We start from the raw sequence: 20,525 nt of genomic DNA on the forward strand, positions 1-20,525 counted from the left end.
GCGCGAAGGCGGGACGCTTGCCGTTCTTGTTCGCGGGCGAAGGCGGGGGTCCAGTCGGGAAGGATGGCGACGCCGCCGCAGCGCTTGATCACCAAAGCCTTTCCGACCGAACCCGGCCGCCGCCGGGGACCCCGCCCGGTGGATCAGGTCACGGCCGCACCAGGCATCGCCCGGTCACGCGCACCGGGTCGCATTGCACGGTCGCGCCGCCGGGCAGCGTGACGGCATAATGCAGCCCCGCCGGGTCGGGAGCGCCGGGATAATAGTCGGTGCTGACCGCCTGCGCGCCGCTGGCCACCGCCGCCTTCGCCTTGGTCCAGTCGTGCGCGCGCGCCTCGACCGTATTGGCGTCGGTGCGGGTGCGGACGATCACGCCGGACTGCACCAGGCGGCGGATGCGATCGGCCTCGACGATCGGGTCCTGGACGATCTGCACCGCCGCGTCCGGATCAGCATCGTCGTACCAGCCGAACATCGCCCGCCCGCGCAGGCCGGGATGGCCCTGGCGGTAGGCCTCGGACACCGCGCGGCGCACGTCGAACAGGATGTAGACGCGGCCCCGCGCCGCCGCCAGCGTCGGCCAACCGCGCGTGCGGATCGCCTGGGCCAGGGTCGGCGCGCCGCCGCGCACCTCGTCCGGCGTGATCAGGCGGCGGCCGGGCAGGGCGCGGCGGATCTCCGCGTCCAGCGCGTCGAGCAGCCTGGGATCGTCGAGCGGCAGCGGCGCGGTGACGGCGCGGTCGCCGACCGTATCGGCGGCGTTGATCGTCAGCATGATCGGCAGATGGCCCGGATGCGCGCGCGACCAGGCATCGACCGCGCCCAGGCAGCGGACCAGGGTGACGCAGCTCGAGCGATAGTCGAGATCGGGGATGTGCAGCACCTTATAGCCGGGCCTGCGCATCGCGGCCGGGTCGAAGCCGGTCCGCTCGCCCGCCGCCCGGGCCAGCCGCTCGCCCCGCGGATCGGCGTAGCGGCCCCCCGCCGGATCGGCGAAGATGTCGATCTCCAGCTGGCGGACGCCCCGGTCGAGCTGTTCGCCGAGCGGCAGGTGGTCGTACTCCAGCGCCGCGGCCAGCTTGGGCTCGCGGCGGCGCAGATCGGCCATCACCGCCGACGGGATCCGCGCCTTGAAGCTGTTGTGCGAGCCCAGCACCTGGACATCGTTCATCCGCAGCGCCGGCTCCCGGTCCTGCGCCATGGCGGGGCCGGCGGTGAACAGCGCCGCCAGCGCGATCGCGCGGCGCATCAGAACTCGGCCCGCACGCCGAACAGGATCGTCCGGCCGTAATAGTTGATCTCGCCGAAGCGCAGCCGGTTGTCGTTATAGCTGTCCTGATGCGCGCCGGCGATGTTGATGCCTTCCAGGCTGAAGGTCAGATTGTCGGCGGCGCGCACCGACAGCTGTCCGTCCAGCGATCCGAAGGCCGCCACATAAGTCGGCGCCTGCACCGTGCTGCCGGTACCCGACAGGTACTTGTCGCGCCAGACATAGGAGAGCCGCGCCGAGATCGGCCCCTTGTCGTAGAAGCCCACCAGGTTGAAGCTGTTCTTCGACAAGCCGATCAGCTGGTCGCGGATCGTGCGAGAGCCGGCGGTATAGTCCGCGCTGACCTCGGCATGGGTATAGCTGCCCTGCACGCCCAGCCCGTCGAACGGGGCGGGCAGGAAGGTGAAGACCTGGCTGTAGGCGGCTTCCGCGCCATAGACCTTGGCATTTCCGCCGTTCACCGAACTGGACAGGCGGACGATGCCGCGTCCCGGAATGGTGATCTCGGTGTTCGACTGGGTGATGTAATCGTCCATCGCCTTGTAGAAGACCGCGCCCGACAGCATCCCCGAGGGCGCGAAATACCATTCCAGCGACCCGTCGAACTGGGTGGCGAGGAACGGCACGAGCTGCGGATTGCCGCCGCTGGCGGTCGGCGCGTCGGTCGACACGGTGATGCGCGGCGCGGTGTCGGTGACGTTGGGGCGGGTCAGCACCCGGCTGGCGGCCAGACGCCCGACCAGTTTCTGCGTCAGGTCGGCGCGCAGGTTGAAGCTGGGCAGGACATTGTCGAACGTCTTGGGATAGCTGACCGGCGTGGCGCTGTTGCCGGCGGTCAGCGTGCCGCTGGCGACCTGGTCGGTATGGACGTAGCGAACGCCCAGATTGCCGCTGACCGCCACCGTGCCGGCGTCGAACTGATAGTCGGCGCGGACATAGCCGGCGGCGATCTTTTCCGACACGACGAAGGACGAACGACGATCGGCATTGGTCAGCGGCGCATTGGCGACGGCGGGCGTGAAGAAGGCGCCGACATAGGCGGCGGTCGACGGCACCAGCCAGGTGCGGAAGGCATCGCCGTCGACGCCCTTCAGGAAATCGCCGTACGGCAGCGGCTCATAGGCCGCGGCGCCGAGGCTTCCCAACGTCGCGCCGGCCGGCGGGTTGACGATGAAGTCGCGGCGGAAATAGTCGCGCTTGCGCCAGTGATACTCGCCACCCGCCGCCAGCTTCGCCAGGACACCGTCGAAGTCGCGACCCACGTCCGCCCGCGCGAAGACGTCCCAGTCCTTGCTGTCCTTGGGCGCGACGTTGAACTGGTAGAGCTTGTAATTGGCGGGATTGGTGACGTCGACCGGCGTGGTGAAGGTCGGCAGCATCTGATAGCCGCCGCTCGCGTCATAGGTCAGCGGCGCGGTGAAGAAGGCGCGGCTGCGCACCGTCCCGGTCGCATAGTCGGGATGATAGCTGTGCGCCGCCGACCAGTTGACATTGGCGGTGAGGTGCCAACGATCCGGGTTCCAGGCCTGTTTAAGCCCGATGCTCAGCAGGTCGTGACGGTTGAGGCTATATTCGCGTGACGCCATGAAGCGGGCATTGGCGATCGTCGCCTTGGTGATCGTGTCGCCGACCACGGTGTAGCCCGGCTGGATCACCGTGCCGGGATCATCGGGATAGATGTCGAGGCCGAACTCGTCATAGGCCACGTCCAGCCGGGTCGCGATCACGTCCAGCGTCGTCTGGAGTTCGGCGCTGGGCTGCCACTGGGCGGAGACGATGCCGGCGATGCGCTTGCGATCCTCGGTCTCGACGGTCGGCCGGGTGCGCGTCGGCGAATAGAGGCCGGCGGGCACGCCGCCCGCCGCCGGCGCGGTGTAGCGGTTCAGCAGCCAGCCGAAGTTCATGAATCGGTCGTTGCGGACCGCCTTGCCCCAATATTGCGCGCCGGCCAGGATGCCGAAGGTGCCGGCATCGTTCTTCGCGCTGGTCAGCACGGTGACGTTGGGCCGCACCTCCTTGGTCTGGCCGGTATAGGTGCCGCGCATGTTGATCGTCGTCTTGCTGCCGACCTCCAGCGGGCGGAAGGTCTTGACGTCGATATTGCCGCCTAGCGCGCCCTCGGTCATGTCGGCGGTCGGCGTCTTCACCACGTCGATGCTGGACGTGAACTCGGCCGGCAGCATCTCGAAGCGGAACTGCCGCCCGGCGGCGCCGCCATTCTCGATCAGGTCGTTGATCGCGACCGTGCGACCGTTGAGCAGCGTGTTCTGGAATTGCGGCCCCAGCCCGCGCACGCTGACATAGAGGCCCTCTCCGCGCGGGCGGGTGATCGCCACGCCGGGCACCAACTGGAGCGCCTCGGCGACGTTCTGGGTCGGGAACTTGCCGATATCGGTCGAGCTGATCGAATCGACGCCGTACGCCGCGCGCCGCTTCGTCTCGATGCCGGCCGCCAGGCTGCGCGCATAGGTGCCGTTGACGACGATCTCGTCGCCCTCGCCGGCTGCCGCCGGGTCGGTGGCGGCGGCGGCCGCGCCGGCGGCGGTTTCGGACGCGACGCTGGCCTGCGCCTGCGCCTGCGCAACGGTCGCGACGCCGGTCGACAGCATGAGCGTCACCGACGCCCGGAACAGGCGGTTGCTAAAGGTCATGGTGATGAAGTCCCCTTGCGGCATGTTTGCCGTTCGTGCGGGGCGCTTAGGATCGGTCTGTGTAGTTCCGGCGACGCTTTTGCGACGCGCGGATGACAGCGGGCAATAGCATCCGAAATCGATGCGCATCCGTCACGGCGCAGGCGCAACCCGCCGTCGCCGAACAAAAAAAGGCCCCCGCGAACGGAGGCCCGATGATCCGGCCGGAGCGTCGCCGCCCCGGCCGATGGTCATGATCGGCGCTTAGAAGCCGAACTTCACGCCCGCGCGGAACGAACGGCCATAGATGCCCTCGCCGCCCTGGATCGGGTTGTAGAGATAGGCGCCGTACGTCGCCGGATCGATCGGCGGCAGGTCGTTCAGCAGGTTCAGGACGTTGACGTAGAACGAGAACTTGTCCGTCACCTTGACCGTGCCGACCATGTCGACGGTGATGTAGCCCTTCACGTTGCAGGGCAGGTAATCGACGCCCAGGCTGCAATCGCCGCGCACGCCGCCCTGGTCCTCCGCCGACAGGTTATAGCCCGCCGTGTAGTTGACCGTGGTGCTGAGCGTATAGGCATCGGCCAGCTCGAACGTGTTGGTCACGTTGGCGCGCCACCGCGGCGTGCCCGAACCCGCGGTCAGGTTGTAGTTGCCGAGCGTGCCGACATACTTCTCCTTGGTGCCGTCCGGGAAGGTCGTGCTGAGGTCGAGCAGCACGCTGCCCTCGCCCGACACGGTCCAGCGGAAATTGTCGGAGAAGGGTACGCGCACGGTGCCGCCGATATCGATGCCCTGCGAGTGGATCGTGTTGGCGTTGATCAGCTGCGACCGCACGAAGGCGATGCGCGGCGTCGCATTCTCGAAGCCGACGCCCGGCGCGTCCGGGATGACCTCATAGCCGGCCGGGATCGCCTGGCCGCTATAATAGGCCGCCAGCGCCGGGGCGTTGGACGGCTGGGTGATCGCGCCCGTCTTCTTGATGTCGAAGAAATCGACCGTGAAGCTGACGTTGCGGATTGGCTCGAACACCGCGCCGGCGGTGAAGCTGCGCGACTTCTCCGGGTCCAGATTCTGGCTGGCGAGCGTCGTCTGCCCATAGCTGCCGCTGCGGATATAGGTCGGGCACGACTGGAAGGTCGCGACCGTACAGCCATATTGCGCCAGATAGGTGTCGTTGAAAATGCCGGCGTTGTTGTTCACGTAACCCGTGGTCGGCAGGGCGTTGGCCTCGCCGAAGCTGGGGATGCGGAAACCGCGCGACCAGGTGCCACGAATGGCGAGCTGGCGGATCGGCGTGAACTTCGCGCCGATCTTGGGCGAGAAGTTGCTCTGGCCCGACGAGTAGTGATCGTAGCGGCCCGACGCGTTGACCAGGAACTGCTCGACGATCGGCACCTGCACTTCGCCGAAGGCCGAGGTGACGGTGCGGTTGCCCTCGGTGCCGAAGGCGTTGATCGTGAAGTAGCGCTGGGTCGGCCCGTTGATGTCGGAGTTCGCCGAGGGGGCGTTGACCGCCTCGTAGAAGACCGAGCCGCCGAGCGCGAGCTGGACCGGACCGCCCGGCAGGTTGAACAGCGCCTTGGACACGCTGGCCTGCGCCTGGAACAGGTCCGAGCTGGAGTCGACGATGTTGGTCGGCGTCAGGTAATCGCGCACCGTCTGGCTGTTCTGCGACGGATCGCGGAAGTTGTAGCTGCCGTCGTTGATCACATCGAGCAGGTGCTGGATGTAGACATAGCCGCTCTGCGTGCGACGCAGGTCGCTGTGCATCGCGGTCAGGTCGACGCGATAGTCCCAGTCGCCGAACACGGTGCCGTTGACGCCCGCGGCGGCGCGGTAGACGCGGTTGCGGGTCGCGTTGGACACGGTCGTGTCGGGCAGGAAGCCAAGGAGCTGCGCGACCTGGCCCTGGGCGGCGAACGGATTGTTCGGGTTCAGGCGGCCGGTGGTCGCATCGCAGGTCGGGGTGCCGCGCGGGCAGACATAGACCGGCAGGAACAGCGGCGACGAGCCGGGGAAGAAGGTCGCGGCGTTCGACGAGGTCGAATATTGCGGGAAGAGGATGCCGGCCGGCGCGTTGCCGCGGATGGTCGACGGATTGCCGGTATAGCTCGACGTCGCCTGCTGGAAGTTCACTTCCAGATAGGCTTCCGACGAGTCACCCAGCTTGCCGGTGAAGCGGGCCGAGCCGCCGAACCGCTCGATCTTCGGCGCGACGACGCCGTAGCGGTTGGTCCAGTCCTCTTGGCAGACCGTGGTCGGCACCGTCGCGTTGGGATTGGCACCGGACGAATTGCGGATGTCGTTCAGGTCGGCAGCCGACGGCGAGAAGGGCGTGCCGTTGAGGCAGCCATTGGTCAGGAGCTGATAGCGCGAGCCGGCGACCCCCGTCACCGTGGTGCCCGCGACCGTCGCCGGGCGGACATAGAAGTTCGCGCCCGCCTGGGTGCCGGTATTCTCCAGCCGGCCGTCCTGGCCGAGACCGTAGATCGTGTCGTTCGGGCCGCCGGTGCCGACGCCGCGCTTGTCGTCCGAGTTGAACGGATAGGGCAGGTCGCGGTTGTAGACGGCTTCGCTGCGATAATAGAAGCCGCTGATATAGGCGTTGTAGCCCTTCTCATCCAGGTCGCCGGTGCCGGCAGTCAGGGTCAGGCGCTGATTGGCCGCGACGCCGCGCTGGCTGATGCCGGCCTCGGCGCGACCAATGATGCCGTTGAACTTGCGCTTGGTGATGATGTTCACCACGCCCGCGATCGCGTCCGCGCCGTAGCTCGACGATGCGCCGTCGCGCAGCACCTCGATCCGGTCGACGATGTCGTCGGGGATGGTGTTCAGGTCGACGAAGTTGCGCGTCGCGTCGTCGGCGAGCGGGTAATAGGCGGCGCGCAGGCCGTCGAACAGCACCAGGGTCGAGTTGGTCGACAGGCCACGCAGCGACACCGCCGACGCACCGCCGGCGAAGGCGCCATTGGCGGTGAACGAGTTGGTCAGCGCCGGGCCGTTGTTCGAGGCCAGCGACTGGATCGCGCTCTGGATGGTGGTGATGCCGCGCTGGTCGAGATTCTCGGTGGTGATCGTGGTCACCGGCGACGGCGTCGCCGCATCGGTCTGGCGGAACAGCGAGCCGGTCACGACGATCTCGCCGCCATCGCCCGCCGCGCCGGAGGTCGCGCGGCCTTGCGCGTCGGTCGCGGTCTGGACCTGGGTGGCGGGATTGTCGGCGGCGCGGTTCTCGGCATTGTCGGCCGCGGCCGGCACGGTCTGCGCGGCGGCCGACAGGCTGCCGAGCGCCAGCACCAGCGGTGCGGCGGTGGCCATCAGGAAGGTGTTTCGCGTGAGGCGATGCATGGCGATTGTCCCCTTGGCTTCCCACCCTGTTGGATCGGGAAGAATGTCAGACCGACGAACATTGATTTGAATCAAGTCGCTGGTTCTGCGGGGAAACTTGCCGTCCGTGCCGGACAGGGACAAGCTAGCGCGTCAGCCTTTATGACGTTTTCGCGATCATGTCATAAAAGAACAACGATCTATGATAGATTTGCCTGCGCCGCCCGGGAGCCATGCGCCACCGCCCTTGCGCACCGCACAATCGCCCGGATCATAGCATTGGTTCGACGGACTTAATTCGATCGGTTCGCGTCGACACCCGGCGTTGACAAGGACTGATTCGGATCAGGTTTTCGCCTGACGGCCAGTCCTGATCCAGAACGCTCCAGTGTTGACCCCCCGTGCGCATCTTCCCGTCCCGCCGACGAACCCGACAAGTACAGCAGCATATATGACCCTGTATCCTTAATGTCTCACCCGTCCCGAACCGGGCCTGATGGTGCGTAGTTCATATGGACGACGAGGCCGGCAGACCGTACAAGCAGACCGTCGGGATATTGCCGCGCCATGGGGGGCCCGCATGATCCGGAAACCTTCACTTTGGCCGCGTGTTGATATGAGAATGACTATGGGGCGCAGGAAAAGGACGCGCAGGACCGTCTCGGTCCACACACGGCAACGCCGGTTTGTGCGCCGGCTGGCATGGACGCTTTCCACCCTGTCGCTCTTGGCGATGGTCCCCGTCGTCGTCTCCGACCATGGCCGGCAGATGGCCAGCGCGGTGGCCGCGGCGCTTGCCGATCCCGCCGCGCTGCTCGACCAGCGCTCGCCCGGCGCGCGCGCGGCCGGCGCGCTGACCCAGACCAAGCAGCGTCGCCTCGCCAGCCGCACCGGCCATGCGCGCGAGCCGTTCGTCCCGGTCGAACGCGTGCTCGCCGGCGAGCGCCGCCGACCGGGTGACGGCGCCAACATCCCGGGCTTCGTGCCGGCGGGCGGGGTCGAGACGCCCCTGCCTGGCGACGCCCCGCCGCCGGTCGAGACCGCCTTCCTGCCGAGCCCTGGCGCCACCGGCGCCGGGGGTGGCGGCGCCTCGGTGCCGGTCGCTCCGATCATCGGCGGCAACGGCGGCGGCACCGGCATCGGTGGGGGCGGCGGGAGCGGCGGTTCGACGCCCAGCCCCACGCCGACGCCGACGCCCGAACCTTCGCCCGTGCCCGAGCCGGCGACCTGGCTGCTGACGCTGACCGGCTTCACGGCGCTGGCCCTGGCGCTGCGCCGCCGCGTCCGCCACCCTGTCGAACAGGTCCGGCCGGACCAGGCGTGATGGGCCGGCTCGCGTGGCTGGTCGTGGCCGCGCCGGTGCTGGCGCTGGCCTATCTGGCCTTCGCGCCTGATCGCGCGCCGATCGCGCGGCCGACCGCCGAGCAGCCTTATCACCGCGCCGAGGGGCGGCTGGTCTTCGCCCCGGACAAGGTGCCAATGCTGGCGCTGCCCGACGGATCGCACCGTCGCGTGCTGAGCGTGCTCGACATCCCCCAGGCGATGCATTTCGGCGATTATGTCTGGAACGACGCGAACGTGCCGGCCGGCCCGGTATGGGTGCGCGTCGACCTGGGCCGGCAGATCCTGTCGGTGTTCCGGGCCGGGCACGAGATCGGCTCGGCGGTGATCCTCTACGGCACCGACGGGATGCCGACGCCGATCGGCGTTTTTCCGATCAAGGCCAAGGCGGCCGAGCATGAGTCGAGCCTGTACGAGGCGTCGATGCCCTTCATGCTCCGGCTGACCGATGACGGGGTGGCGATCCATGCCAGCCTGGTCCAGCGCGGCTCGGCGACGCATGGCTGTGTCGGCGTTCCGGAAAGCTTCGCCCGCAAGCTGTTCGCGCAGGTGAAGCTGGGCGACCCGGTGGCGATCCTGCCCGCCGGGGCGCAAGCCTCCGCCAAAGAGGCTTAATTTCGGCCTAACCACCGCCGGGAACCCGGTGCTTACGCCTATCATGAGATGAGGGACCATCATCCATGAGAGGTCTGCATCGATGTTCGGCAAACGAGCGGCGGCGGTGGTCGCGCGCGTGGCGATCCTCAGCGTCGCCCCCTTCATGCTCGGGGCGACCGGGTTCACGAACAATTTCGACCAGCGTATCCTGGCCGCCCATAATCGCGAGCGGCTGGCGATGGGCGTCGCACCGCTGCGCTGGGACCCGGTGCTGGCGCGGCGCGCGCAGCAATGGGCCAATTACCTGGCGGTGACCGGCCGCTTCGAACATGCCCCCGAGCGCGCCGTGAATCCCGATGGCGAGAATATCTGGGCGGGCAGCAAGGGCTATTTCATCGCCGAGCAGATGGTCGACGGCTGGATCCGCGAGAAGCGCTATTTCAAGCCCGGCAGCTTCCCCGACAACAGCACCACCGGCCGGCTGGAGGATGTCGGCCACTACACCCAACTCGTCTGGCGCGCGACCGGCGAGGTCGGCTGCGCCCGCGCGCAGAGCTGGCGCGAGGACATCCTGGTCTGCCGCTATGCCGAAGCGGGCAATTATGTCGGCGAGACGCCGTTGTGAAAGACGCGACGCTGCTCCACTCGGCAGCACCATAAAGGCCAAATCTCATTGATTGCCGCCACGCCAGCATTTGTCGGCTTGAGCATGTGCGCTTCGCATTGCGCCGGCTGGTATGTCTCGTCATCCACGGATTTGACGATGACCGGTGCATGTCCGAACTGGTCAGCTGTTATATCAACGACGAAATCTCCGGCTTGGACCCAGGCATGGCCCATCCATCCATCAGCTGTGAGCAAGCCGCAGGCCTCCTCCACGACGCCGGGTCCTGGCATCGGGGGCTGGCCGCTTCGCAGGCACGCCGCCAAGCCTTGATGGTGAAGCAGCTTCACCAGAAACATGCTGGAGCGAACACAGGTCCATCGTGACGGCGTGTTCGGCCAGGGCGGCCCCCAGGTTTGATGCCACCGCAACCAGTGAGGGTGTAAGAACGACCGCACGGCGTTGGCGACATCGTAAAGCATCACCCGCATATCCGCCCCCACGGCCCGACTCCCTCACCGCCCCAGGATCGACCGGTAGAGCGTCACATAGGCATCCGCCATCCGGTCGACGCTGAACCGCGCCGCCACCGCGCGGCGGCAGGCGGCGCGGTCGATCGTATCGATCCGCGCGATCGCGTCCACCGCCTGTTCGGGCGTGTCGACCAGGAAGCCGGTGACGCCATGGTCGATCAGCTCGGGCATCGACCCGCGCCGGGCGGCGATCACCGGCGTGCCGCAGGCCATCGCCTCGACCACCGACAGGCCGAACGGCTCGTCGAAATCGATCAGGTGGAGCAGCGCCCTGGCTCCGCCCAGCGCCCGCACCCGCGCCGCGCCGCCGACCGGTCCGTGATAGCGGATGTCCGCGCCCAGATGCGGCGCCACCTCGCGATCGTGATAGCCGGAGTCCTGGACGATGCCGTACATGTCCAGGCCATGGCCGCTCGCCCGCGCCGCCGCGATCGCGGCCGCCGCGCCCTTGTCGGGATGGATGCGACCGAAGAACAGAAGGTCGTCGCCCGGTTCGGGCTGGAAGGGGAAGTCGTCCAGCACGATGCCATGATGGATGGTCGCGGCATAGCGCAGCTCGGGGTGGCGGTCGGCGTCGCTGATCGCGACATAATGGACGCGGTCCTGATAGGGCCGGTACATCGGCAGGATTCGGTCCGACGAGAAGCCGTGGATGGTCGTCACCATCGGCGTCGCCACCAGACCGGAAAAGCCGTGGGCGGGGAAATCGGCCTGGTTGTGGATCAGGTCGAACCGGTCGGCCTGTTCGAACAGATGCGCGAGATGGCGGAACTCCCAGACCTTGGCGTCGATCGCCGGGTCCTCGGAATAGGGCGCGGGCACCACCCCGTCGAGCCGCGCCGCCGTCTGGCTGTCGAGCGTGGCGAACAGCGTCACGTCGATGCCGCGCGCGACCAGCGCTTCGGTCAGCAGGCTGGTGACCAGCTCCCATGGGCCATATTGGCGCGGCGGCGTGCGCCAGGCGATCGGCGCCAGCATCGCGATCTTCATCGTCTATCCTTGTCAGTCAAAGCGGTAGGTGGAGGATCAGGCCCTCGTCGGCGCGCAAGCCCGCCGGGTCCGTCGCATCGTCCAGCGTCGAGCACAGCACGTCCCCCGTCCAGGGCAGGGCGACGGCCCCGCCGGTCAGGTTGAGCAGCACGCGCACCCGCTCGCCCGCATGGACCCGGTCATAGGCGAGGACGCCATCGGGCGCCTCCAGCAAGGCGATCGCGCCGAGCGTCAGGGCCGGGCTCGCGCGGCGCAGTGCCAGCAGGCGGCGATACAGGATCAGCATCGAACCCGGATCGTCCGCCTCGGCGGCGACGTTGCGCGTCGGCCAGTCGTCGTGCAGCGGCAGCCAGGGCTCGACCGTGCTGAACCCGGCAAAGGGGCCGGCGTCCCAGGCCATCGGCGTGCGCGACCGGTCGCGACCGATGCCGATCCCGGGCTGGCGCAGATCCTGCGGATCGCGGATGCGGTCCGGTGGGATGGCGACCCGGCCGATCCCCAGCTCGTCGCCCTGGTACAGCGTCGGCGTGCCGCGCAGGGTCAGCAGCAGCATCGCCGCCACCCGCGCCTGGCGCTCCCCGATCCGCGCGGCGATACGGGGCGCGTCATGGCTGCCGATCACCCAATTGGGCCAGCCATAGGCCGGCAACGACGCCTCATAGGCCGCGATCACGCCACGCAGGCCCGCCGCCGTCCAGTCGTTCTCGATCAGCTGGAAGTTGAAGGGCAGATGCACTTCGGGTCGTTCGGGCGTACCGTACCAGCGGGCATGACGGTCGTTGGGCAGGAAGATCTCGCCGACCAGCAGCCGCTCGCCATAGCCGTCCGCCAGGGCGCGCATCGCGGCGGCGATCGCGTGCGCCTCGGGCTGGTCGGTCGAATATAGCTGGATCAGCCGGTCGCGCTCGGTGCGGCCCGGCCGCCAGTCCGGATTGACCGGATTGTCGGGCAGCCCCTCGGCCTTGATGATGTGCCACAGCACGTCGATGCGGAAGCCGTCGACGCCGCGATCGAACCAGAAGCGCATCACGTCCAGCATCGCCGTCCGCACCGCCGGGTTGCGCCAGTTGAGGTCGGCCTGCTCCTTCAGGAAGGTGTGGAGATAATATTGACCGGTGGCGGGGTCATATTCCCAGGCCGGACCGCCCATGTCGCTGATCCAGTTGTTGGGCGGCCCGCCACCCGGCGCGGGGTCGCGCCAGATATACCAGTCGCGCTTCGGATCGTCGCGCGACGACCGGCTGGCCTGGAACCAGGGATGCGCGGTGGAACTGTGATTGGGCACGAAGTCGAGCAGCAGCTTCAGCCCGCGCGCATGGATCGCCGCCAGCAGCGCGTCGAACGCGGCCATGTCGCCGAACACAGGCTCGATCCCGCGATAGTCGGCGATGTCATAGCCGAAATCGGCCATGGGCGACGGGAAGATCGGCGACAGCCAGATCGCATCGACACCGAGCGCGGCGACATGGTCCAGCCGCTGCGCGATCCCCGCCAGGTCGCCGATGCCGTCGCCGTCGCTGTCCTGAAAGGAGCGCGGATAGATCTGGTAGATGACGCCGCCCCGCCACCAGGGGGCCAGATCGGGATGCGGGTCGGTCATGCGCGGGCTCGAACTCCTGTGGCACCGGCGGGATAACGCCGATCGCGGCGAAAGGGCACATTATCGCTAATCGGGGTCAGCGGCGCAGGCATGGGCGGGAACACCGCGGCCACCCGGCCTTTCTGGCCACACCCCCAAAAAGCCAGGCCCCTCAAGCAGAAAGCCTTAGCCATGACCGATCGCCCGACGCCACCCCAGCCCGAACAGCAGCAGCCGATGCCCGGATCGACCGAGGCGATGACCCCGCGCCCCGATCACGGCGAGGACAGCTATGTCGGCCATGACCGGCTGGCGGGCAAGAAGGCCGTCATCACCGGCGGCGACAGCGGCATCGGCCGCGCCGTCGCGCTCGCCTTCGCGCGGGAGGGCGCGGACGTGCTGATCGCCTATCTGAACGAGGAGGAGGATGCGCGGGAGACCGCACGGCTGGTGTCGGAGGCGGGGCGCGAGGCGATCTGCGTGCCCGGCGACATCAGCGATCCCGCCCATGCCCGCGCGGTGATCGCCCGGGCGGTCGAGGCGTTCGGCCGGGTCGACATCCTGGTCAACAATGCCGCACACCAGGCGACCTTCCAGGCGCTGGAGGACATCCCGGACGCGGAATGGCAGACGACCTTCGCCACCAACATCCATGCGATGTTCTACCTCGCCAAGGCGGCGGTGCCGCACATGGCCGAGGGCGCGTCGATCATCAACACCACCTCGATCAACGCCGATCAGCCGAGCGAGCAGCTGCTCGCCTATGCCACCACCAAGGGGGCGATCCACAATTTCACCGCGGGCCTTGCGCAGATGCTGGCGGAGCGCAAGATCCGGGTCAATGCGGTGGCGCCGGGCCCGGTCTGGACGCCGCTGATCCCCTCCACCATGCCGCCCGAGGCGGTGAAGAGCTTCGGGCAGAACGTGCCGCTCGGCCGCGCCGCGCAGCCGGCCGAACTCGCCCCGCCCTATGTGATGCTGGCCAGCGACGAGGCGAGCTACATCACCGGCGCGACCATTCCGGTCACTGGCGGACGGCCGTTCCTGTAGGATAACCGACGCGCCGCCCGCGCCGTCCGAGCGACGGCTGGACCTTCGTACACCCGCCTACCACCCCGCCAGTCGCCGGGGCGGAGGCTGGCGGAGCGCAACGTCGGGGGCTCGCCACACGCTGGGCCTTGGGGGGGCAGCGCTCCCCCCTTGAAAAACTATCCCCCTATCAAGCCGCTATCGCTGGCGGCGGGCCGCGGCCCTCCCCATCTTCCGTCAATGAAGCTTTCCTTTCTCGATCTCGTGCCCGTCGTCGAGGGCGGCACCGTCGGCGAGGCGCTGACCCGCGCCGCCGATCTCGCGCGCCATGCCGAAGCCGAAGGCTTCACCCGCTATTGGGTGGCCGAGCATCACGGCATGACCGGCATCGCCTCGGCCGCCACATCGGTGGTGATCGCGCATCTCGCCGCCGCGACCCGCCATATCCGTGTCGGTGCGGGCGGGATCATGCTGCCCAACCATGCGCCGCTCGCCATCGCCGAACAGTTCGGGACGCTCGACGCGCTGTTCCCGGGCCGGATCGACCTGGGGCTGGGCCGGGCGCCGGGCAGCGACCAGCGGGTCGCGCGGGCGATGCGGCGGACGCTGGAGACCGACGCCAACGCCTTTCCGCAGGACGTGCTGGAACTGCAAAGCTATTTCGCCGACGATGGCCAGACCGGCATCGTCGCCACGCCTGGCGCGGGCGCGCGGCCCGACCTGTGGATCCTGGGGTCGAGCCTGTTCGGCGCGCAGCTCGCCGCCGCGCTGGGCCTGCCCTATGCCTTCGCCTCGCACTTCGCGCCCGATGCGCTGGACCAGGCGATGGCGATCTATCGCCGCGACTTCCGCCCCTCGGCGCATTGCGCCAGGCCCTATGCGATGGCCGGCTTCAACGTCTTCGCCGCGGACACCGCCGAGGAGGCGGAGCTGATCGCCTCGTCGCAGCAACAGTCGTTCGTGGCGCTGCGCACCGGCAACCCGCGCCAGCTGCCGCCGCCGGTCGCGGGCTATCGCCAGTCGCTCGGGGCGCAGGGCAATGCGCTGCTGAACCAGGTGCTGAGCTGCTCCTCGATCGGCACGGCCGAGACGGTCGCGCGCGACCTCGCCGCCTTCGTCGAACGCACCGGCGTCGACGAGGTGATGGTGACCAGCGCCATCTACGACCAGGCGGCGCGCAAGCGTTCGCTGACGCTGACCGCCCAGGCCGCCGAGGACGTGAAGGCCGCCGCCTGATCCGACCGCCCCTGCGCAGGCGGGAGGACGGGGAGGTTCAGGCGGTCGCCGTCGCCGCCGGCAGCCGCAGGCGAACGAGCAGGCCGCCCAGGTCCTCGCTCTCCTCCAGCGCGACGGTGCCGCCATAGATTTCCGCAACGTCGCGGACGATGGCCAGGCCCAGGCCGGTGCCCGGCTTGCCCGTGTCCAGCCGCACGCCGCGATCGAAGATGCGGACCCGGTCGTCGGCCGGGATGCCCATGCCGTCATCCTCGACCAGGATCTCGACGAAGCCCGCCTCCGCCGCCACCGTGACGAAGACGCTGCCGCCGCCATATTTGGCGGCGTTCTCGATCAGGTTGCCGAGCATCTCGTCCAGGTCCTGCCGCTCGACATGGACCTGGAGGTCCTTCGGTCCCGCCACGTCGATGCGGACATGGCGATAGAGGCGCGCCACCGCGCGCTCGACCGATTGCAGGCTGGGCCAGACCTCGGCGCGACTGTGCGCCGATCCGCGCCGGCCGACCGCCCGCGCGCGCGCCAGATGATGGTCGACCTGGCGCCGCATCGTCCGCGCCTCGCGGATCACCGTCTCCGCCAGGTCGTCGGCCTGGGCGGTGGCCGCGTTCATGATCACGGTCAGCGGGGTCTTGAGCGCATGGGCGAGGTTGCCGGCATGACGGCGCGCCTCCTCGGCCTGGCGCTCGTTATGCTCGACCAGCGCGTTCAGCTCCTCGACCAATGGCGCGACCTCGTCGGGCAGCGCGCCGCCGACCCGCGAGCTCTGCCCGCTGCGCATCCGCACGATCTCCATGCGCAGGCGGCGCAGCGGCAACAGGCCATAGACGGTCTGGAGCCCGGCCAGCACGATCAGCCCGAGCGCCAGCAGCAGGAAGGAGCGGACCAGCGTCCGCCGCAGCGCCGCGATCTGCGCGTCCAGCCCGTCGCGGCTCTGCGCCACCTGGAAACGCCAGCGCACCTTCGACCCGGGCAGTTGCACGTCGCGCTCGACGATGCGCAGCTTCTCCTGGCCGAACTGGCTGCTGTCATAGGCATGGACGCCGCGATCCTGATGCGGCGCGCCATAGGCCAGCCGCCGGTCCCAGAGCGAGCGCGACGGGAAGGGCTCGCGCCCCTGCCCCGACACCTGCCAGTACAGCCCGGAATAGGGCTCGAGGAAGCGCTGGTCCGCCGCCTCGCGCGAAAATTGCACCTCGCCGATCGGGTCGATCTCGGCCGAGACGATCAGCGCGGTCAGCACATATTCGAGCTGGTCGTCGAAATTGCGCGTGACGGCGCTCGCCAGCACCCGATCGAGCGCGAATCCGCCGCCGGCCAGCAGCAGCGTGATCCACGCCGCCGCGATCAGGATCATGCGCCGCGACAGCGACCCCGTGGTGCGAGCGGGCGCGAAGGTCGGCGGATCACTCGGGCGCGCGTCGGCGACGGCGGGGTCGGTCACGGGATCGGTCATCTTGCGGACAGGATCAGGCGTCCGGCTCGTCCAGGCTGTAGCCGAGCCCGCGGATGGTGGTGATGACATCCTGGCCCAGCTTCTTGCGGATGCGCGTCACGAACACCTCGATCGTGTTCGAATCGCGGTCGAAGTCCTGGTCGTAGATATGTTCGATCAGCTCGGTGCGGCTGACCACCTTGCCCTTATGGTGGAGCAGATAGGACAGGAGCTTATATTCCTGCGCGGTCAGCTTCACCGGCTCGCCGGCGCGCGTCACCTTGCCCGAACGGGTGTCGAGCCGCACGTCGCCCGCCGTCAGTTCCGACGAGGCATTGCCCGAGGCGCGGCGGATCAATGCGCGCAGGCGGGCGATCAGCTCCTCGGTCTGGAAGGGCTTGGCGACATAATCGTCGGCACCCGCGTCCAGTCCGGCCACCTTGTCGGACCAGCTGTCGCGCGCGGTCAGCACCAGCACGGGCGTGGTCTTGCCCTCTTTCCGCCAGCGGTCGAGCACGGTCAGCCCGTCGATCTCCGGCAACCCCAGGTCGAGCACGATCGCGTCATAGGTCTCGGTCTGGCCCAGGAACAGGCCTTCCTCGCCATCGGTGGCGAGGTCGATCGCATAGCCCGCGCCTTCCAGCGTGTTCTTGAGCTGCTGCCCCAGATTGGGTTCGTCCTCGACGATCAGCACCCGCATTGTCCATCCTCCATGACCACGAACGACCGTCGTTAAGCCTGGCGAGGCGTGGAGGAAAGCACCTGTCGCACCGCTGAACCCGATCGACGGCGATCGTTCAGCCTGCAGGACGCGCGGAAGGCGGCATCAGTTGCCGGTCTTGCCGATCACCTGGCCGGAGCGTTCGTCCACATCGACCCAGATGACGACCCCGTCGCGCAGGAACTTCATGGTGTAGGTGCCGCTGCGCGCGTCATAGTCGAAGCCGAGATATTGCGCGCCGCGCATCATCGGGATCACCCGCCGCTCGATCTCCTTGATCGACACCGACCGCCCCTGCCGGCGCGCATCATAGGCCCGCATCTGGTCGCCGCGCGACTGGGCCGGCGCAATCGCGGGGACCGTGGCGGCCAGCAGCGCAAGGGGCAGGAGGATTCGCATCGCTGGCCGCCATAGCTAGGGGGCATTGAACCGCCTGTGAATGCCTGAACATCGCGGTTGCTGTTGCCGGTCGGCCACAGGCACCTTAGGTGGCGGCGCATGGCCGCACCCATTCTCTCCTTCGAAGACCTTGGCTTGATCCAGGGATCGGGCTGGCTGTTCCGCCATCTCGACATCCAGATCGGTCCGCGCGACCGGCTGGCGCTGATCGGCCGCAACGGCGCGGGCAAGTCGACGCTGCTCCGCCTGCTCGCCGGCGCGGTCGAGGCGGACGAGGGCCGCCGCACCATCGTGCCCGGCACCCATGTCGTGATGCTGGAGCAGGATCCGGACGTGTCGCGCTTCGCTACGCTGGAGGACTATGTCCTGCACGGCGACGTCGCGCCCGCCGCGCACGAGGCCGCCGCCATCGCCGACCAGCTCGGCATCGACCTGTCGCGCGAGGCATCGTCCGCCAGCGGCGGCGAGCGGCGCCGCGCCGCGATCGTCCGCGCGCTGGCGCTCGAGCCGGACGTGCTGCTGCTCGACGAGCCGACCAACCATCTCGACATCGCCGCGATCGACTGGCTGGAGCAGTGGCTGGGCCGCTACACCGGCGCGTTCGTGGTGATCAGCCACGACCGCACCTTCCTGACCCGGCTGACCCGCCAGACGCTGTGGCTGGACCGGGGCACCGTTCGCCGCGCCGAGATCGGGTTCGGCGGGTTCGAGGCCTGGACCGAGCAGGTCTATGCCGAGGAGCAGCGCGCCGCCGAGCGGCTCGACGCCCGCCTCAAGATCGAGGAGCATTGGCTGCAACGCGGCGTCACCGGCCGCCGCCGCCGCAACCAGGGCCGCCTCACCAAGCTGAAGGAGATGCGCGCCGAACGCGCCGCGATGGAGGGGCCGCAGGGCACCGCCGCGCTGGCGATGGGCAGCGACGACGTGAAGACCAAGGTGGTGATCGACGCCGAGCATGTCGGCAAGTCGTATGGCGACCGCACGATCATCCGCGACCTCAACCTGCGCGTCACCCGCCGCGACCGGATCGGCATCGTCGGTGCCAATGGTGCGGGCAAGACGACGCTGCTGAAGCTGCTGACTGGCGAGATCCAGCCCGATACCGGCACCGTCAAGATCGCCAAGACGCTGGACGGCATCATCATCGACCAGCAGCGCAAGCTGATGGCCCCCGACAAGCGCGTCCGCGACGTGCTGGCCGACGGCAATGACTGGATCGACGTGCTCGGCACGCGCAAGCATATCCACGGTTATCTCAAGGAGTTTCTGTTCGACCCGTCGCTCGCCGAGGCCAAGGTCGGGACGCTGTCGGGCGGCGAGCGGTCGCGCCTGCTGCTGGCCCGCGAATTCGCTCGCGCCTCCAATCTGCTGGTGCTGGACGAGCCGACCAACGACCTCGATCTGGAGACGCTGGACCTGCTCCAGGAGGTGATCGCCGATTATGCGGGCACGGTGCTGATCGTCAGCCACGATCGCGATTTCCTGGACCGCACCGTCACCGTCACGCTCGGCCTTGATGGCAGCGGCGCGGTGGACGTGGTGCATGGCGGCTATGACGACTGGGAACGCCGCCGCAAGCCGAAGGTCGAGGGCAGGAAGGCGGGCAGGCCCGCCGCCGCCGCGCCGCCACCCCCGCCCGCCCCGGCGCGCAAGCTGTCCTACAAGGACCAGCGCGACTATGACCTTCTGCCCAAGCGGATCGAGGAGCTCGACGCGCAGATCGCTCGCGACGAGGCCAAGCTCGGCGATCCCGACCTCTACACGCGCGATCCCGCGGGCTTCGACCGGCTGAACACGGCGATCGCGGCAGCGCGCGACGAGAAGGACGCGGCCGAGATGCGCTGGCTGGAACTGGCCGAACAGGTCGAGGCGCTGGGCTGACCGTCATGGCCCGCCCCGCCCCCTGGCGCCTGGACGCCGACCGCTTCGCGCATCGCACGCTGTTCCAGACGCGCTATCAGGATCTCGATCCCAACGGCCATATCAACAATGTCGCCTACGCGGCGCTGTTCGAAAGCGCGCGGGTGCGGTTCAACGCCGCCATCGCGCTCGACCGTTGGCGCGACTTGCGCTTCCTGGTCGCCAAGGTCGAACTGAACTATCTGGCGGAGGGGCATTTCCCCGCCGATGTCGAGATCGCCACCGCGGTCGGGCCGATCGGCGGGCGAAGCTGGCACCTGTTGTCGACCATGTTCCAGGACGGCGTCGCGCTCGCCACCTGCGACACGGTGCTGGTCGCCAGCAAGGCGGCGGACGGCCTGCCGCCCGCCATGCGCGCGGCGCTGGCGGCGGCGCAATCGCCGGCCGGGGATCAGAGCCGGGCGAGCGTCTCCGGGTCGGGCTTGCCGTCGTAGAAGCGGTCGAGCGCCGCGCGGAACGGCGCGGGGTCGTCAGCCACCGCGGCGAATAGCGTCATCGACGATCGCAGCTTGACCGCGTCGATCCCGCCCAGGATGTGTTCGGCGCTGCCGGAGGCCGCGACCACCGCCCCCGTCGCCTCGACCAGCCTCGCCCCGAGCAGCGGATGCGCCAGATAGGCGCGCGCCTCGTCGGCGGAGGCGATCGCGTAGCGGCGCGCCATGTCGCTCTTCCCCAATCCGGCGACCTGCGGGAAGATGAACCACATCCAGTGGCTGCGCTTGGCGCCGCGGCGCAGTTCGGTCAGCGCGGTGGCATAGCTGTCGGCCTGGGCGGCGACGAAGCGGGACAGGTCGTGGGTCATGCCGCTCCAAATGGGGCCGTGCCGCCGCCCCGCAACCAGCGGCGCGCCTGGGCGTTCGTTCCGCCTGTGTCCCGCCCGGCCCCGCGCCGGCTTGTCAACCGGAGCGCCG

Annotated in this window: 16 protein-coding genes; 7 read left to right on the top strand and 9 right to left on the bottom strand. The window is 68.8% G+C overall.

All coding sequences use genetic code 11. The annotated features are described in order from the left end of the window. Positions 1-148 precede the first annotated feature (148 nt). The 3 genes from GGQ96_RS04670 to GGQ96_RS04680 form a co-directional block, all read right to left on the bottom strand. Entirely contained in the window at positions 149-1,249 is a 1,101-nt protein-coding gene (locus tag GGQ96_RS04670; RefSeq protein ID WP_246360032.1) for a Ca2+-dependent phosphoinositide-specific phospholipase C, read from the bottom strand. After that, complete coding sequence (locus tag GGQ96_RS04675; RefSeq protein WP_184111925.1) at positions 1,249-3,921, bottom strand: TonB-dependent receptor; 2,673 nt, start codon at positions 3,919-3,921, stop codon at positions 1,249-1,251. The genes GGQ96_RS04670 and GGQ96_RS04675 overlap by 1 nt, the downstream gene beginning before the upstream one ends. Positions 3,922-4,164: 243 nt before the next feature. Then, positions 4,165-7,254, bottom strand: coding sequence for a TonB-dependent receptor domain-containing protein (locus GGQ96_RS04680; protein WP_184111927.1), 3,090 nt, complete (start codon positions 7,252-7,254; stop codon positions 4,165-4,167). A 667-nt stretch (positions 7,255-7,921) separates the two neighbouring features. On the opposite strand from GGQ96_RS04680, the gene GGQ96_RS21640 reads away from it, so the two are divergent. The 3 genes from GGQ96_RS21640 to GGQ96_RS04695 all read left to right on the top strand — a co-directional run bounded on the left by GGQ96_RS21640 (position 7,922) and on the right by GGQ96_RS04695 (position 9,796). After that, a complete protein-coding gene (locus GGQ96_RS21640; protein ID WP_184111934.1) occupies positions 7,922-8,557 on the top strand; it encodes a PEP-CTERM sorting domain-containing protein in 636 nt (211 codons plus the stop codon). Next, positions 8,557-9,189 (top strand): L,D-transpeptidase family protein, encoded by a 633-nt coding sequence (locus GGQ96_RS04690; RefSeq protein WP_184111936.1) that lies wholly within the window; start codon positions 8,557-8,559, stop codon positions 9,187-9,189. The genes GGQ96_RS21640 and GGQ96_RS04690 overlap by 1 nt, the downstream gene beginning before the upstream one ends. Before the next feature lie 82 nt (positions 9,190-9,271). Next, on the top strand, positions 9,272-9,796 hold the full coding sequence (locus GGQ96_RS04695) for a CAP domain-containing protein (protein ID WP_184111938.1): 525 nt from the start codon (positions 9,272-9,274) through the stop codon (positions 9,794-9,796). Between the two features lie 494 nt (positions 9,797-10,290). On the opposite strand, the gene GGQ96_RS04700 is transcribed toward GGQ96_RS04695, so the two are convergent. Then, the gene (locus GGQ96_RS04700) at positions 10,291-11,298 is read right to left on the bottom strand and encodes a glycosyltransferase family 4 protein (RefSeq protein WP_184111939.1); all 1,008 of its coding nucleotides are present in this window, start codon (positions 11,296-11,298) and stop codon (positions 10,291-10,293) included. Positions 11,299-11,314: 16 nt separating this feature from the next. After that, positions 11,315-12,898: an alpha-amylase family glycosyl hydrolase gene (locus tag GGQ96_RS04705; protein WP_184111940.1), complete on the bottom strand. Its 1,584-nt coding sequence runs from the start codon at positions 12,896-12,898 to the stop codon at positions 11,315-11,317. A 171-nt stretch (positions 12,899-13,069) separates the two neighbouring features. On the opposite strand from GGQ96_RS04705, the gene GGQ96_RS04710 reads away from it, so the two are divergent. Then, a complete protein-coding gene (locus tag GGQ96_RS04710) occupies positions 13,070-13,927 on the top strand; it encodes a glucose 1-dehydrogenase (RefSeq protein WP_184111941.1) in 858 nt (285 codons plus the stop codon). 219 nt (positions 13,928-14,146) lie between these two features. Further along, the gene (locus GGQ96_RS04715; protein WP_184111942.1) at positions 14,147-15,142 is read left to right on the top strand and encodes an LLM class flavin-dependent oxidoreductase; all 996 of its coding nucleotides are present in this window, start codon (positions 14,147-14,149) and stop codon (positions 15,140-15,142) included. A gap of 37 nt (positions 15,143-15,179) precedes the next feature. On the opposite strand, the gene GGQ96_RS04720 is transcribed toward GGQ96_RS04715, so the two are convergent. The 3 genes from GGQ96_RS04720 to GGQ96_RS04730 all read right to left on the bottom strand — a co-directional run bounded on the left by GGQ96_RS04720 (position 15,180) and on the right by GGQ96_RS04730 (position 17,694). Then, positions 15,180-16,496 carry a sensor histidine kinase gene (locus GGQ96_RS04720; RefSeq protein ID WP_246360173.1) on the bottom strand — a complete coding sequence of 439 codons (1,317 nt, stop codon included), beginning with the start codon at positions 16,494-16,496 and terminating at the stop codon, positions 15,180-15,182. A 112-nt stretch (positions 16,497-16,608) separates the two neighbouring features. Beyond that, positions 16,609-17,274: a response regulator transcription factor gene (locus tag GGQ96_RS04725; protein ID WP_125993622.1), complete on the bottom strand. Its 666-nt coding sequence runs from the start codon at positions 17,272-17,274 to the stop codon at positions 16,609-16,611. Between the two features lie 126 nt (positions 17,275-17,400). Further along, complete coding sequence (locus GGQ96_RS04730) at positions 17,401-17,694, bottom strand: hypothetical protein (protein ID WP_184111944.1); 294 nt, start codon at positions 17,692-17,694, stop codon at positions 17,401-17,403. A 99-nt stretch (positions 17,695-17,793) separates the two neighbouring features. Here GGQ96_RS04730 and GGQ96_RS04735 point away from each other — a divergent pair, with 99 nt between their 5' ends. Together GGQ96_RS04735 and GGQ96_RS04740 are read left to right on the top strand one after the other, a co-directional pair. Next, positions 17,794-19,575 (top strand): ABC-F family ATP-binding cassette domain-containing protein, encoded by a 1,782-nt coding sequence (locus GGQ96_RS04735; RefSeq protein ID WP_184111952.1) that lies wholly within the window; start codon positions 17,794-17,796, stop codon positions 19,573-19,575. Positions 19,576-19,580: 5 nt separating this feature from the next. After that, the gene (locus GGQ96_RS04740) at positions 19,581-20,048 is read left to right on the top strand and encodes an acyl-CoA thioesterase (RefSeq protein WP_184111955.1); all 468 of its coding nucleotides are present in this window, start codon (positions 19,581-19,583) and stop codon (positions 20,046-20,048) included. On the opposite strand, the gene GGQ96_RS04745 is transcribed toward GGQ96_RS04740, so the two are convergent. Continuing rightward, complete coding sequence (locus tag GGQ96_RS04745) at positions 20,006-20,416, bottom strand: DUF1810 domain-containing protein (protein WP_184111957.1); 411 nt, start codon at positions 20,414-20,416, stop codon at positions 20,006-20,008. The genes GGQ96_RS04740 and GGQ96_RS04745 overlap by 43 nt on opposite strands. Between the last annotated feature and the right edge of the window lie 109 nt (positions 20,417-20,525).

Origin of the sequence: Sphingomonas abaci (genome assembly GCF_014199625.1) — a bacterium.
In the GTDB taxonomy this organism is placed as follows: domain Bacteria; phylum Pseudomonadota; class Alphaproteobacteria; order Sphingomonadales; family Sphingomonadaceae; genus Sphingomonas; species Sphingomonas abaci.

Excerpts from the sequence above, each read along its gene's own strand:
- GGQ96_RS04705 (WP_184111940.1), bottom strand. The coding sequence starts at position 12,898 with ATGACCGACCCGCATCCCGATCTGGCCCCCTGGTGGCGGGGCGGCGTC.
- GGQ96_RS04715 (WP_184111942.1), top strand. The coding sequence starts at position 14,147 with ATGAAGCTTTCCTTTCTCGATCTCGTGCCCGTCGTCGAGGGCGGCACC.
- GGQ96_RS04720 (WP_246360173.1), bottom strand. The coding sequence starts at position 16,496 with ATGATCCTGATCGCGGCGGCGTGGATCACGCTGCTGCTGGCCGGCGGC.
- GGQ96_RS04725 (WP_125993622.1), bottom strand. The coding sequence starts at position 17,274 with ATGCGGGTGCTGATCGTCGAGGACGAACCCAATCTGGGGCAGCAGCTC.
- GGQ96_RS04740 (WP_184111955.1), top strand. The coding sequence starts at position 19,581 with ATGGCCCGCCCCGCCCCCTGGCGCCTGGACGCCGACCGCTTCGCGCAT.
- GGQ96_RS04735 (WP_184111952.1), top strand. The coding sequence starts at position 17,794 with ATGGCCGCACCCATTCTCTCCTTCGAAGACCTTGGCTTGATCCAGGGA.
- GGQ96_RS04690 (WP_184111936.1), top strand. The coding sequence starts at position 8,557 with ATGGGCCGGCTCGCGTGGCTGGTCGTGGCCGCGCCGGTGCTGGCGCTG.
- GGQ96_RS04670 (WP_246360032.1), bottom strand. The coding sequence starts at position 1,249 with ATGCGCCGCGCGATCGCGCTGGCGGCGCTGTTCACCGCCGGCCCCGCC.
- GGQ96_RS04710 (WP_184111941.1), top strand. The coding sequence starts at position 13,070 with ATGACCGATCGCCCGACGCCACCCCAGCCCGAACAGCAGCAGCCGATG.
- GGQ96_RS04700 (WP_184111939.1), bottom strand. The coding sequence starts at position 11,298 with ATGAAGATCGCGATGCTGGCGCCGATCGCCTGGCGCACGCCGCCGCGC.
- GGQ96_RS04745 (WP_184111957.1), bottom strand. The coding sequence starts at position 20,416 with ATGACCCACGACCTGTCCCGCTTCGTCGCCGCCCAGGCCGACAGCTAT.
- GGQ96_RS04695 (WP_184111938.1), top strand. The coding sequence starts at position 9,272 with ATGTTCGGCAAACGAGCGGCGGCGGTGGTCGCGCGCGTGGCGATCCTC.
- GGQ96_RS04680 (WP_184111927.1), bottom strand. The coding sequence starts at position 7,254 with ATGCATCGCCTCACGCGAAACACCTTCCTGATGGCCACCGCCGCACCG.
- GGQ96_RS04675 (WP_184111925.1), bottom strand. The coding sequence starts at position 3,921 with ATGACCTTTAGCAACCGCCTGTTCCGGGCGTCGGTGACGCTCATGCTG.
- GGQ96_RS04730 (WP_184111944.1), bottom strand. The coding sequence starts at position 17,694 with ATGCGAATCCTCCTGCCCCTTGCGCTGCTGGCCGCCACGGTCCCCGCG.